Origin of the sequence: Pseudobacillus wudalianchiensis (assembly GCF_001685015.1) — a bacterium.
GTDB lineage: Bacteria > Bacillota > Bacilli > Bacillales > Domibacillaceae > Pseudobacillus > Pseudobacillus wudalianchiensis.
This window is the reverse complement of sequence record NZ_MAYT01000029.1, coordinates 135,052-149,148: the sequence shown is the minus strand read 5'-3', so window position 1 is coordinate 149,148 and position 14,097 is coordinate 135,052. Positions and strand designations below refer to the sequence as shown.

At 41.5% G+C, this 14,097-nt stretch carries 13 protein-coding genes; 5 read left to right on the top strand and 8 right to left on the bottom strand.

Going from position 1 to position 14,097, the window contains the following annotated elements:
- Window positions 1-154 precede the first annotated feature (154 nt).
- Window positions 155-1,348, bottom strand: coding sequence for an MFS transporter (locus tag A8F95_RS17595; protein WP_077247421.1), 1,194 nt, complete (start codon window positions 1,346-1,348; stop codon window positions 155-157).
- A gap of 454 nt (window positions 1,349-1,802) precedes the next feature.
- Here A8F95_RS17595 and A8F95_RS17590 point away from each other — a divergent pair, with 454 nt between their 5' ends.
- The 3 genes from A8F95_RS17590 (at window position 1,803) to A8F95_RS17580 (ending at window position 4,366) form a co-directional block, all read left to right on the top strand.
- Complete coding sequence (locus tag A8F95_RS17590) at window positions 1,803-2,735, top strand: coiled-coil domain-containing protein (RefSeq protein WP_065411716.1); 933 nt, start codon at window positions 1,803-1,805, stop codon at window positions 2,733-2,735.
- Between the two features lie 96 nt (window positions 2,736-2,831).
- Window positions 2,832-3,917 carry a CotH kinase family protein gene (locus A8F95_RS17585; RefSeq protein WP_065411715.1) on the top strand — a complete coding sequence of 362 codons (1,086 nt, stop codon included), beginning with the start codon at window positions 2,832-2,834 and terminating at the stop codon, window positions 3,915-3,917.
- Between the two features lie 68 nt (window positions 3,918-3,985).
- Window positions 3,986-4,366: an SET domain-containing protein gene (locus A8F95_RS17580; RefSeq protein WP_065411714.1), complete on the top strand. Its 381-nt coding sequence runs from the start codon at window positions 3,986-3,988 to the stop codon at window positions 4,364-4,366.
- A gap of 210 nt (window positions 4,367-4,576) precedes the next feature.
- On the opposite strand, the gene A8F95_RS17575 is transcribed toward A8F95_RS17580, so the two are convergent.
- The 7 genes from A8F95_RS17575 to A8F95_RS17550 form a co-directional block, all read right to left on the bottom strand.
- Window positions 4,577-4,921 (bottom strand): hypothetical protein, encoded by a 345-nt coding sequence (locus A8F95_RS17575; RefSeq protein WP_049660246.1) that lies wholly within the window; start codon window positions 4,919-4,921, stop codon window positions 4,577-4,579.
- Window positions 4,922-5,017: 96 nt separating this feature from the next.
- Window positions 5,018-5,860 carry a prohibitin family protein gene (locus tag A8F95_RS17570; protein WP_425415019.1) on the bottom strand — a complete coding sequence of 281 codons (843 nt, stop codon included), beginning with the start codon at window positions 5,858-5,860 and terminating at the stop codon, window positions 5,018-5,020.
- Window positions 5,832-5,993 (bottom strand): hypothetical protein, encoded by a 162-nt coding sequence (locus A8F95_RS22665; RefSeq protein WP_176713741.1) that lies wholly within the window; start codon window positions 5,991-5,993, stop codon window positions 5,832-5,834. The genes A8F95_RS17570 and A8F95_RS22665 overlap by 29 nt, the downstream gene beginning before the upstream one ends.
- 160 nt (window positions 5,994-6,153) lie before the next feature.
- On the bottom strand, window positions 6,154-7,398 hold the full coding sequence (locus A8F95_RS17565; protein WP_065411712.1) for a PucR family transcriptional regulator: 1,245 nt from the start codon (window positions 7,396-7,398) through the stop codon (window positions 6,154-6,156).
- A gap of 123 nt (window positions 7,399-7,521) precedes the next feature.
- Complete coding sequence (gene putP / locus A8F95_RS17560; protein WP_065411711.1) at window positions 7,522-9,003, bottom strand: sodium/proline symporter PutP; 1,482 nt, start codon at window positions 9,001-9,003, stop codon at window positions 7,522-7,524.
- Between the two features lie 194 nt (window positions 9,004-9,197).
- Entirely contained in the window at window positions 9,198-10,745 is a 1,548-nt protein-coding gene (gene pruA, locus A8F95_RS17555; RefSeq protein ID WP_065411710.1) for an L-glutamate gamma-semialdehyde dehydrogenase, read from the bottom strand.
- 125 nt (window positions 10,746-10,870) lie between these two features.
- Window positions 10,871-11,839 carry a proline dehydrogenase family protein gene (locus A8F95_RS17550; protein WP_065411831.1) on the bottom strand — a complete coding sequence of 323 codons (969 nt, stop codon included), beginning with the start codon at window positions 11,837-11,839 and terminating at the stop codon, window positions 10,871-10,873.
- A 386-nt stretch (window positions 11,840-12,225) separates the two neighbouring features.
- Here A8F95_RS17550 and A8F95_RS17545 point away from each other — a divergent pair, with 386 nt between their 5' ends.
- Together A8F95_RS17545 and A8F95_RS17540 are read left to right on the top strand one after the other, a co-directional pair.
- Window positions 12,226-13,875 carry a PhoX family protein gene (locus tag A8F95_RS17545; protein ID WP_065411709.1) on the top strand — a complete coding sequence of 550 codons (1,650 nt, stop codon included), beginning with the start codon at window positions 12,226-12,228 and terminating at the stop codon, window positions 13,873-13,875.
- 11 nt (window positions 13,876-13,886) lie between these two features.
- Window positions 13,887-14,081, top strand: a complete 195-nt coding sequence (locus A8F95_RS17540; RefSeq protein ID WP_049660265.1) for a twin-arginine translocase TatA/TatE family subunit — start codon at window positions 13,887-13,889, stop codon at window positions 14,079-14,081.
- Window positions 14,082-14,097 lie beyond the last annotated feature (16 nt).

Genomic DNA, 14,097 nt, shown 5'->3' with positions numbered 1-14,097 from the left:
TATTGCATCTACACCATTTTAAACGAACTTATCTAATCCACTAACCGAGTAATTGAAATAGATTGTCTCTAAGAACGCCGATAAAACAACTAAAATGAAGGAGGCTGCACTCAAACGAGCGTTTGAGTGCAGCCTCCTTTTTTATGAAGAATTATTATAGTACAGCTGCATTGCGACCAGCAGCTTTTTGTTTCCTTTGCCATGTTATGGAGACGAGCAACGTAAGGACAAGGACAACGAGACCAAGCAGGAACGGGTAATATAAATGAACATCGTATAGAAGTCCGGCGAGCGTTGGACCGAGAACGTTGCCGATGCTCATATAAGCATTATTCATGCCCATTGCAAAGCCCTGTTCATTGCCAGCAAGCTTTGAAATAAGTGTGTTCAGCACCGGGCGTAAAATGGATGAGGCAAGAAAAATCACAAGGGTGACGATAAAAAATAAGGCGTAGCTAGAAGCGAACAGAGAGGCCAGAAAGCCGATCGCTGTCACCGAGAGAAATACATTCATAATGGCTCCTTCGCCGTACCGGCGTACAATCAGGTCAACGATAAATAACTGTACGACTACACTGACGATTCCGGTTGCGGTCACCATGATGGCAATCTCCTGCGGAGTAGCACCGAATTTATTGTTAATAAAAAGTCCAATTACTGATTCATAGGCCATTAAACCAAAACTCATGACAAGTGTAATAACAAGGGGGATGAAGTAAGGTTTCTGGACAGACTGGACAAGCTTCTTGACTAGCGGATCTGTATCCATGTCAAGCGAGGATCCACTTACTTCTTTGCTTTCTTCTAACCAAATAGCAGAAAACCCAACAGCCGCAACGCCAATAATGGCCGAGACGAGAAGAGGCATCTTTAATCCGTAGTCAGCTAAAAATCCTCCTACGCCGGGACCGACCACTATTCCGAGAGACATGGCGGCAGAGATGAGACTATTTCCTTTAGCGCGCTGCTCCATCGTCGTGATATCAGCTACGTAAGCGAAGATAGCGGGAATTAATAAAGCCGCTCCCACTCCACCGATGACACGCGAAAAGTATAAAATGCCAATCGTGTCTGACCAGTAAAAGACAAACATGGAGAGAGCCAGCCCGCTGAGCCCGGCAATAATCATAATTCGGCGGCCATATTGATCGGCCCATTTTCCAGCGATGGGGGACATGACGAGCTGGGCGCCAGCAAAAATAGCGATGACTAGCCCGGCAGCTGTGCCTCCTTGGCCGATGGACAGCAAATAAGCAGGCAAAATAGGGATGATAATGCCAAAGCTGCCAACAGCTATGAACATGTTAATCATTAAAATAATCAATTTTTTTCGCTGTTCAGGTAGCAAAAGAACACCTTCTTTCTTTATAAGCTTTCTTCCAAAAATGCTGATTACTTAATATAAATAAAGTTGGGGGAAATGTCAATTAGATATAAAGAATTAATAAACAAGCTCTCTGATAGGGATGGAGTTTTATACATTAAAGCTCTCTTAGGTGTTTCGTAGAGGGCGATTTTATCAAAATTGCTAGTAAACGAGTTTCTTGTTGTTTATCGGGTTATTTGACACTCAACTTAAATTCGTTCCCGCATACGATGTAGTCAGAACATATTTAAAGGAGAGAGCTTCATGCCACACAAAGGAAAAAAAGGTAAGAAGAAAGCCATGATGACAACAGGGGAAAATCAAACAACGATAGGAGGTAAATGTAAAAAGAGGGAGTGTACAACAACAGAAGGTAAATGTAATCGCAGACATAACGAGTGCACAACAACAGAAGGCAGATGCAAAAATAAACGCAATGAGTGTACAACAACAGAAGGCAGACGCAAACACAGACGCAATGAGTGTACAACAACAGAAGGCAGATGCAAACACAGACGCGAGGAGTGTACAACAACAGAGGGCAGACGTAAAAATAAACGCAATGAGTGTACAACAACAGAAGGCAGACGCAAACACAGACGCAATGAGTGTACAACAACAGAAGGCAGATGCAAACACAGACGCGAGGAGTGTACAACAACAGAAGGCAGACGTAAAAATAAACGCAATGAGTGTACAACAACAGAAGGCAGACGCAAACACAGACGCAATGAGTGTACAACAACAGAAGGCAGACGCAAACACAGACGCAATGAGTGTACAACAACAGAAGGCAGACGCAAACACAGACGCAATGAGTGTACAACAACAGAAGGCAGACGCAAACACAGACGCAATGAGTGTACAACAACAGAAGGCAGACGCAAACACAGACGCAATGAGTGTACAACAACAGAAGGCAGACGCAAACACAGACGCAATGAGTGTACAACAACAGAAGGCAGACGCAAACACAGACGCAATGAGTGTACAACAACAGAAGGCAGACGCAAACACAGACGCAATGAGTGTACAACAACAGAAGGCAGACGCAAACACAGACGCAATGAGTGTACAACAACAGAAGGCAGACGCAAACACAGACGCAATGAGTGTACAACAACAGAAGGCAGACGCAAACACAGACGCAATGAGTGTACAACAACAGAAGGCAGACGCAAACACAGACGCAATGAGTGTACAACAACAGAAGGCAGACGCAAACACAGACGCAATGAGTGTACAACAACAGAAGGCAGACGCAAACACAGACGCAATGAGTGCACAACAACAGAAGGCAGACGCAAACACAGACGTAATGAGTGTACAACAACAGAAGGCAATCGTCGTAGAAAACACAAATAAATAAAATAAGGCAGCTTCAGCCTGGTCAATCATTGATTGACCAGGCTGAAGTAATGAATTTATAAGCTTATACAATGAAGGAAAGGAAAGAGAACATATTATGTCCTATCCAATCCCATCCTATTTTTTAATGCTTGAAGAGGAGGACTTAGACGAACTCCAGAGCGATATATGGAACGATGATCCCGTTCCTGCTTATATGGTCATAAAAAATGATCTTTGTGATATTGATATTGCTTATCGAGGATCTTATACACGGGAATTCCGTAAGAGATCTTATCAAATTGATTTTATTGATCCAGAAACATACCTCGGGGCCCGCCAAATTCATCTCAATGCAGAATACAGAGATCCCTCCCTTATCCGTAATAAACTTTCTTTTGATTTTTTCCAAGAACTTGGTGTTCTATCACCAGGCAGTCAACATATTAATTTAATAAAAAACGGCTCTTTAAAAGGGGTTTATTTACAATTAGAGTCCGTGGATGACTTATTTCTTGAAAAGAGAGGACTTCCTCTAGGTCCTATTTATTACGCGGTAAATAATGATGCCAATTTTTCATTATCAAGAGACGGGAAGAAAAAAAAGTGTCTTCTATCGGGTTATGAACGAATAGTTGGAAATGAGTCAGATGATGCCTTTCTCCGAAAATTAATAAGAAAAATCAATACCACTCCTTTAGCAGACTTTCCTGACGAAATTCCCCAGTATATTAATATTGAAAAATACTTCTATTGGCTTGCCGGAGCTGTTTGCACGATGAATAATGACGGATTCACTCATAACTACGCATTGTACCGCAACAGTGAGACTGGTTTATATGAAATCATTCCTTGGGATTATGATGCGACCTGGGGACGAAGAGTCGACGGGGGAGTTATGGAATACGATTTCGTACCGATTAAAGGGAAGAAAAGCAGCAAGCTTTGCTATTTACTCTTGAAAGTACCGAAATTCCGAAAGCTTTACCAAAGTATACTAGAGGAAATTTTGGAGACCAAGTTTACAGTAGATCATTTAGAAAGTAAGGTTATGTCACTATATCAAGCTCTGCGGCCGCATGTGCTTCTCGACCCTTATAAAAAGAGCACAGTTGAAGAGTTTGACGGCGAACCAGAGTTTATTTTTCAATTTATTCGCGATCGCAATGACTATTTAAAGAAGAGCTTGAAAAATTTAAATTAAGATCAGGCTGGTCTTATAGGTCTTCCAGTTAATCAACGGATCAAGAGCGGTAAGAAGGAGATGTTGCTATGGGATCAATCTATATAAAGGACACAGGAAGGTATGGAAGAGGGGTATATGCTGCACGTGATATTAGGAAAGGAGAACTCATTGAGATATCACCCGTAGTGGTGTCTCCTAAAAAGGAATGGAAATACTTAGAGAAGACAGTACTCTTTGATTATTGCTTTTCTTGGGGCAAGGATTATGAGCACACAGCAATTGTTTTAGGATACGGCTCTATATTTAATCACTCTTATACTCCGAATGCGACGTTCGATAACAATTTAGATAATCTGTCGGTAGATTTTTACGCCATAACCGATATTGCGGAGGGGGAGGAAATCACTATAAATTATAATGGAGAGCCTGAGGATCAATCACCGCTATGGTTTGATGTAATGGATTAGCTACACGATACGCTTTGGGGGAAGAGTGCAGTGTAGACATGTATAGGAAAATTAAATAAGGTAACGAGGTTATTCGTTAGTATATATAATCTTTTAACCTTAATTAAAATCCTAGGGAGCGCACAGAGCTTAGCTATAAAGGCGGGCTCCCCCATTAACATAACGGAAAACATGAAATGAAGCCCTCTGAATCAAAACAGAGGGCTTTGTTTAGGCATGGAAGCCAATAAGCGTAGCTTTTTTATCGAGTCCAAGAGTATCTTTATTTGGGAATGTAATAACAGAGCTGATATATTCCCATCTAATAAAGAGGTGAACAGCACAGGTTTCTTCCTTTTGGTGTTCAGAAGGAATTTCTTCTCCTGTCTCATCGATTACCTCCGTTCTCTTATGGCAAGGATTCTCAACCCAGATGCCCATGCTTTCGGTATGCATCAGCTTAACCATATACCATTGATCAGGATGATAAATGCCGGTAATCGAACCAACAAGCTCTTCTGGGAAATTGCGAAGCCTAATTTGGATTTTTTGGTTAACAAAATTATCTAGATACATGTAATCACTCCTTCAAATGGGTCTCACGTTATTCTAGTTCCCTCGTATTTGACAAATAAAACAGAAAAGCTGCCAGACAAATGGCAGCTTTTGAAGTTATTGACCTTGTTGAGAAGGAGTTTCGTCGATTGGAATTTCAATTAACTGGTTAGAACCCATTGCCTTTGGCATTTTTCCATCCCATTTTTCAATCCATTTGTTTTGAATGACTTCTTTGGAAATAGATTTCTTAATGATTTCGTTGTATTTGGCAATTCCTTCTGCTTCAATTTTTTTCTTTTCAGCTTCCGCTTGGGCAATTTTTAATTCAATTTGTTTTCGCTCTAGTTCTTGTGCCGCTTCTACACGCTTATCGATCGCTGCTTGAGTAGATTTGTCAGGCTTCGGCACCCCAAGTGTTAAGTTATCAACTGTAAACCCTAATCGGCCCACGTCATCAGAGAATAGGTCTTGAACCTTTGAAGCTGCTTCGGATGATTTCTCGCCGTATGTGTCGATAACAGAGTATTTCGCAATCGCTTTACGGCCGGCAGCCCAAAGGCGCGTGCGCAAATAGGACTCTTCGATTTGCTCTACTTCTACTGGTCCGAATTTATTGAAGACCGCTACGACTTTATCAGGTTGAATGCTATAATTATAAGCAAAGTCAACGGTAACACTTTTGCCGTCTGATGTAGCTACTTGAATGTCCTTATAATTAACGGTTTGCATTCTAACTGGATATTTTGTTACTTTGTCAAATAAGCCGACAAGGTGCCAGCCTTGGCCAAGTGTTTCGTTTTGGACACCGCCATTCGGACTGTAAACAACGCCTACATAGCCATTTGGAATTTTTTCGATGAACATGGAGAGCAGAGCTAACCCGATCACTAAAGCAACAGCAATAATGGCTCCCCCTAGAATCTTACGGTTATTTGTTTTCTTTTTTGTTTTTTCCATTTTCATCCTCCCCTAATTTTTCTTTCAGCCGATGAGCCGTGTCTCCAACTTTTTTAAAGGAAGGAGAAAGCATTAACCAAATACCAAAGCAAATGATAAGTATAATGATGACTGAACCTATAAATACTTTCATTGTATCGCCCCCTCTTCTATTCTTACATTGATTGGCAAATTTGTCATCCGCATCACCCATATTTATAAGAATTCAGTCTCTACATACCTATGTAGGGAGTGAGGGGGTTAAGCTGATTTTTTCTAGGTAGATAGAAACAAAAAACAAACAGCAGAACGCTTTATTCGTGTTCTGCTGTTTGTTTTTTTCGTTTCATCAGCTGCAGGTCGATAAACAGCTGGCAATTCATATTGAAATCCTCAAAATCGATAGAAGTTAAGTCAGTAATTTGTTTAAGGCGGTATTTTAGTGTATTGGTATGAATAAAAAGCTGCTCGGCGGCTGGTTTAATTCGGCAATTATTCAATAAATAAACTTCTAGCGTCTGCAATAAATTCGATTGGCTTTCCTTATCTTTTCGCTGCAGCTTCAATAGATCCTCGTTCACATACTGTGTTTCGCTGTTAAAACGGGCAGCCGCTTCGAGATAGCGAAGCACCCCCAGCTTTTTATAATTAAAGGTTAGGAGGGAAGGGGCACCAAGGAACTCAGCTGTATGAATGACTCTCAATGCCTCTAGGTAGCTCGTACGCATTTTAAGAATAGAAGTATATTCATTGCCAATTCCGGCGTATACCGCTTGCGACTTGCATTGGCTTAGCACTGTATGGACTAGCTGCTCAGCACTTTCAGACAGTTCAGCAGCAGGAGAGTTGCTGCCGATGATGACAATGATTTTTAGCTCATCTGTGAATAGGTGGGCAGGCCGATCCAGTGCATTAACAAACAGTCGAATCGTTTCACCTAACTCTTCGAATATAACCTCATCAATTTGGGTAATGGTAAACACCGTAACGAGAAAGTTAGCCGGCAGTACGACGTTGACATTAGCAGCTTCCCATTTAATTTGATTTTCTGTTCGGTAAGTCTCATTCATCACCTTTTTATAAAATTCATTTTTCTTTTCGTCTTTCATTACTTTTAATTGATTTTCCTTGTAAAGGATTCTTCCTACGTGGACCGATACATTTTGTAAAAACTCCATTTGTGCATCTGTTAATGGAGGGTCTATTTCTTGAACCCAGATATATCCAAAAATTTGATCTTTATATTTGGCGCTGACAACCACACGCGGGTTTAAGCCAATATCTTTAATAGGTGGAACATGAAAAGGGACGGGAATGCTTTTTAGCTGTTCAACAACGCCCTGCTCCATGAATTTTTCCAATATGGGAATAGTCCAGCGTTTCGCGAAAATCGTTTGCTGGTTTGCCTCGTCGAACTGTTCAATATAATAAGAACTGTAGGCCAGCAATGAAAATTGATCACTTTCCACAACGACAGGTTTTTTCAAATACGTACTGACCATTTCAGTAATATCATTAATATTTGTCAATGCAAGAATTTTTTCCAATGGCTGGCTCATTCAGCTCCTCCTCCGTATTCATATGTTCATCAAATTAATCATACTGGTAAAAAGGGCCGATGTATAGAGCAGAGCAGCAAAAAGGACTGGATGAAAGGTTACTTTCATCCAGTCCTTTTATAATTAACGTTCTCTTTCGAGAAGTTCAATTGCTTCCGTGAATTCTTTGTCAATTTCAGCATTTGGTTTATATGTGGCAAGACTTACAAAGTACGTGACAAGCCAACAAATAATGAAACCAGGAACAATTTCATAAAGATTACTTGTCAATGCCTCAACGTTCCCCCAGATCATAACGGTGATCGCACCGGTGATCATTCCCCAAAGGGCCCCTTTAGCTGTAAGTTTGCGCCAATATAGAGAAAGCAAGATGATTGGTCCGAATGATGCACCGAATCCAGCCCATGCAAACGAAACGATTTTTAAGACTGTATCACTATTTGGCCAAGCAAGCACCATTGCGATAATAGAGACGACGAGAACCGCTATTCTTCCATAAAATACATACTGCTTATCTGGTGCATCTGTCTTAATGACAGCTTTATACAAGTCTTCAATTAATGCTGATGATGTAACGATCAGCTGGGAAGAAATCGTACTCATAACAGCCGCCAGCACCGCTGCGAGCATAATACCGGCAATGAACGGATGGAAGATAATCTGTCCAAGAGTAATAAATATAGTTTCTGCATCATGAAGGGTAGCATTATGCTGTTGATAATAAGCAATTCCGACAAGTGCCGTTGCCACAGCTCCAAATAGGCTGAGGAACATCCAGCCAATTCCGATACGGCGTGCACTTTTCACTTCTTTAACAGAGCTGATTGCCATAAAGCGTACGATGATATGCGGCTGGCCGAAATAGCCAAGCCCCCATGCAACCGCTGATAAAATTCCAAGGAAAGAAGCGCCAGAAACGAAGTTTAACAATTGTGGATCCACTTCCCGGATACTTGTTGCCGTTTCTGAGAAACCGCCTGTAAGGAATAATCCGAATATCGGTACGAGTATAAGTGAGAGAAACATAATAAGTCCTTGAACAACGTCTGTATAACTAACCGCTAAAAACCCGCCAAATAACGTATAGAAAATAACGACAGCAGATACGATTAGCAAACCAGCATGATAATCAAGCCCGAATGAGCTGAGGAAAAATTTTCCTCCAGCAACCATTCCTGAAGATACATAGAAAGTAAAGAAAATAAGAATAACGATACCTGAAACAATACGTAAAAGACGGGATTTGTCTTTTAAACGACTTTCAAGATAGCTTGGAATCGTAATGGAATCACTCGATACTTGTGTATAGACACGAAGGCGAGGGGCAACCAGTACATAGTTCAAATAAGCTCCGAGCGTTAACCCGACCGCGATCCAAGTTTCAACAAGGCCATTCAAAAAGATGGCACCCGGCAGCCCCATAAGCAGCCAGCCCGACATATCCGCAGCCCCGGCACTTAAAGCCGTAACAGCTGGTCCAAGTGAGCGCCCGCCAAGCATGTAATCAGTCAAGTTGGATGTACGTTTAAATGCATACCAACCGATGAAAACCATGGCAGCCATATAAATAATAATAGCAATTAATTGGTACATTTCATTGGACATGGTAAAACTCCTTTAAAGTTGTTTTCATAATATTTATTTATTCAATACATGTTTTCATCAGACAAAATATTGAATGCAGAGGCTGACCCATACGCAGAACCAGGCATCTCTTTCGACAAAACACATTGCTTTACCGAAGGGATAGGAGGGCCTGGCCTGGCGGGGCAGCCTCCTTTGTAGCTCAATTTCTTTCTTTAAAACATTTCAGATGTTGTTTTCGCTTGCATATGAAGCTGCAAATAGTCTGGACCGCCAGCTTTAGAATCTGTACCTGACATGTTGAAGCCGCCAAATGGCTGGTAACCAACGATCGCGCCTGTACAGCCGCGGTTGAAGTACAAGTTTCCAACGTGGAAGTCTTCACGTGCTTTTTCCATGTTCATGCGGTTGTTTGTAATCACCGCACCTGTTAAGCCGTATTCTGTGTTATTTGCAATTTCAATTGCATGATCAAAATCTCTTGCTTTTGCAAAAGCAACAACTGGACCAAAGATTTCTTCCTGCATCAGGCGTGCTTCTGGATCAACATCTGCTACAATGGTCGGTTGAACGAAGTAGCCCGTTTCACTGTCGCCTGTACCGCCTGCCACGATGCGGCCTTCTTCTTTGCCGATTTCCACGTAGCTCATGATTTTATCGAATGATGCTTGATCAATAACCGGTCCCATGTAATGGCTGTTATCTACTGGATTGCCCACTGAGATTTCTTTCGTTAATTCGATTGCCCGATTTAATACTTGATCATATACGTCTTCTACGATAACAGCACGGGAGCAGGCAGAACATTTTTGTCCGGAGAAGCCAAATGCAGATTTGACGATCGATTGAGCTGCTAGCTCAAGATTTGCTTCTTTGTCCACCACAATGGTGTCTTTTCCACCCATTTCTGAGATCACGCGCTTTAGCCAAAGCTGCCCGTCATTTAACTTGGAAGCACGTTCGAAAATACGTAAACCAACATCACGGGAACCTGTAAAGGAGATAAAACGTGTTTTCGGATGGTCAACGAGGTAGTCGCCTACTTCGGCACCGCTTCCTGGTACGAAGTTAAGAACACCTTTAGGAAGACCTGCTTCTTCTAATACTTCTACAAACTTCGCTGCCACAATGGGTGTGGCTGAAGCTGGCTTTAATAAAACTGTGTTTCCGCTTACAAGTGCAGCCACAGTTGTACCTGCCATAATAGCGAAGGCAAAGTTCCAAGGAGAAATAACGATTCCAACGCCTAATGGAATGTAGCCGTAACGGTTGTCTTCGCCTGGGCGGCTTTCCACTGGCAGTCCATCTTTGATTCTTAGCATTTGACGGCCGTAATATTCCATGAAGTCGATTCCTTCTGCTGTATCAGCATCGGCTTCATTCCAAGGTTTTCCGGCTTCTTTTACGAGAAGGGCAGAGAACTCATGCTTGCGGCGGCGAACAATCGCTGCAGCTTTGAATAGCACGTCTGCACGAATTTCTGGCTTAACTTTTTTCCAAGATTCAAACGCTTTCACAGCAGCTTGCATGGCTTGTTCAGCATGTTCACGGCTTGCTTTAGAGACACGGCCAATCACTTGTTTCTTATCAGCAGGGTTGTAGGAGACAATTTTGTCTTCTGTTGTGATTCTTTCTCCGCCGATGACAAGTGGGTAATCTTGTCCAAGATAACCATCTACAAGCTGAAGCGCTTCTTCAAACGCTTTCTTGTTTTCCGGTTTTGAAAAGTCAGTAAATGGTTCGTGTTTATACGGAATCATCATATCTGCCTGTTCTCCTTACGTAATGTAGTAGTAAAAGCTTGCTTTTATATTGTAAATCGTTAAGCGGCACCTTATCCCAAGTTATAAAGATAGATGGCGCTTAACGATTAACTACCCTTTAGAAATTATTTTCTTTTAGTCAATCTTCCTAATAAGAATGCTCCAGCTGCAAGACCAAGCATCGTATTTGTCTTTTTCGTAAATACTTGTTTCGCCACAAGATTTAAGTTTTGTGGTCTTTCGGCAAGACGGCGCATGAAGTAGCCGTACCAGTCTTTTCCGAATGGCACATACGTAGTGAAGTTGTAGCCTTCCTTCGCTAATTGGAGTTGCATATCTTTTCTGAATCCATACAGCATTTGGAATTCAAATTTATCATTTGGAATGTTGTTTGCTTTCACAAATTCTTTCACATGGTTAATGACGTGATGGTCATGTGTAGCGATAGAGGTGAATTTACCATTTAGCAAATGCCATTCAATGAGCTTGACGAAATTTGTATCAATGTCTTTTTTATCTTGGTACGCATATTCTTCAGGCTCTTTATAAGCGCCTTTAACGATGCGCAGGCGATAATCTTTATATTTCTTAATATCTTCTTCAGCACGGTAGAAATAAGCTTGAATAACTGTTCCTACGTTGCTGTATTCCTTTGAAAGCTCATCAAGAAGGTCGAAAGATGGCTGTAAATGAGAATAATCTTCCATGTCAATATTGATGAACATGTCATATTTGCTCGCTCTTCCTACGATCTCCCGTAAGTTTTCTAAACAGAAGTTATAATCAATATCTAATCCGAGTTGAGTTGGTTTTAAAGAAATGTGAGCGTCTGCTTTATTCTCGTGAATGGCTTCGATAACCTCAAGAATTTGCTCCTTTGCTTCTGTTGCTTCTTCTCTTTTATAGACAAACTCTCCTAAATTATCCACAGTACAAGAAATCCCTTGAGCGTTCAGTTCTTTGATGCTTCGGATGGTTTCCTCAATGTTTGTTCCAGCTACTACGCTTTGGGCACCGAGTTTCAAACCGTATTTCTTTGCTGCACTGTTGAGGAATTGATTCTGAGACAAGCCTATAAAAAGATCTTTTAACATAGACATAGCTATACTCCTTTGTTTTTGTTTATATTCGCATTATCCGCGATTTCTTTTAAGTTATTCACAATCGGCATCTGTTTTTCATATTACCCAAATAAAATAAAAGAAATCTGTAATCGCTTTCGGCTTTCCTAACACCTTAACGAAAGTAAGTATGGATTTCTTCTTAATTTTACAATTTTGTGACAGAACTCGACAATGTTCGCATAATACAATAATCGATCCGTTCTTTTGTCGGTAAGTGACAAAATGATGAATGGCTAGTTAATAATCTTTACATTCATTTACTAAAGTATAACAAAGAAGGAAAATAGACTTAACAATTTCTCTTTACGATAGGAAGAGGCAAGGGTGCCAGAACAACATAAAGAGGTGAAGGAGTAATGGGGGAAGAATTAAATCGCAGAAAGTTTTTAACATATGTTGGAACAGGAGTTACAGCCCTGACAGTCGCTTCCGCAGGACTCGGAGCTTTTACGCCAAAAGTGGTGGAAGCAAAGGGTGCGAAGGCTGCCTCTCATTTATTCGGAAGAAATAAAAAAGTATCAGGGGTTCATTTTACTCCGATTAAGCCAACGGACAAGGATGACCTCATTTTGCCGCGCGGCTTCAAATACGATGTCATTGCTGCTTATGGTGACACCATTAATAAAAAAGGGGAAACGTTTGGCTATAACAATGACTTTACCATGTTTTTTCCGATCAAGGGGTCGAATGAACGGGGATTATTATGGGTGAATCATGAATATACAAGTGATTTGTGGGTAACAGGACCGAAGGATAAAAGCGGGAATTATACGAAGGCGCAAATAGAAAAGCTCTTGTACAATCAAGGCGGATCAATTATTGAAGTCTATAAGGATGAAGACGGGGCATGGAAGATGGATACCGCTTCTCAATTCGCCCGCCGCATTACAGGATTAACGCCATTTAGATTAACGGGTCCGGCTAGAGGTTCTAAAGCTGTAGGAAGCACAGATATTGTGCAAGGGACTTTTGCTAACTGTTCAGGCGGAAAGACGCTTTGGAATACGGTTCTGTCTGCGGAAGAAAATTATGAATCAACTTCAGAAGCAGCTTCTTTAAATGAAACTCATTACGGCTGGATCGTTGAGGTGGACCCATTTAACCCAGGTTTTGCACCGCGAAAGCATACAGCGCTTGGAAGATTCCATCATGAAAATGCTGCCATGGGATTAACGAATGACGGGCGTGTAGCTGTCTACATGGGAGATGACAAGACAGACGCTTGTGTCTACAAGTTTATTAGTAAAAATAAATACATAAAATCACGTAAGCAAGCGAACTCTGATTTGCTGGAAGAGGGGACACTTTATGCAGCGAGTCTAGCCAAAGGTGAATGGATCGCTTTAACCATCGAGGCTGTCCGAAAAAAAGCAGCTGGCAATCAAGCGCTGCTTGATAAATTCCAAACACAGGCAGATGTATTGGTCCATGCGCATGAAGCGGCCATTTTGCTTGGGGCTACTCCGACGGATCGTCCAGAAGATGTAGAAATCAGCCCATTTGATAAATCGGTGTTTATCGCTCATACGAATAACTCAAAACACGGAAATATTCATGGGCATATCACTCGCTTTTTAGAAGCGAATGATGATTTAGGTTCATTAACATTTGACTTTGAAATCTTCGCATGCGGCGGGCGTCAGAGCGGATTTAGTGCACCGGACAACTTGACATTCGACAGTGAAGGGAATTTGTGGACAGTGACAGACATTTCGTCCAGCTCGGTTAATAAAGGAGTATTCTCCTCCTTTAAAAACAACGGGGTATTCGTGATCCCGACGACAGGGAAAAACGAGGGAGAGGCTTTCCAATTTGCTTCGGCCCCTGTTGAAGCAGAGCTGACAGGTCCTTGTTTCACAGATGATGAAACGACCTTGTTCTTGGCTGTACAGCATCCAGGCGAGGAAACAACTGATATTCATAAGCCGACAAGCATGTGGCCGCATCGCAAAGGTGATAATCAGCCGCGCCCTGCTGTTGTGGCGATTACAGGATTTCAATACTAGGAGGTTAATTCATGCTGCAAAATATAGGAGTACCGGGGTTAATCTTAATTCTCGTTATCGCTTTAATTATTTTCGGGCCTTCCAAGCTGCCGGAAATTGGACGGGCCTTCGGTACAACATTGAAGGAATTTAAAAAATCTACACGAGATCTCGTATCAGATGAACAAGACGAGGCGGAAAAAAAAGAAAAGAAGAATCTGGCTTAATTTAGTGAATAAACAA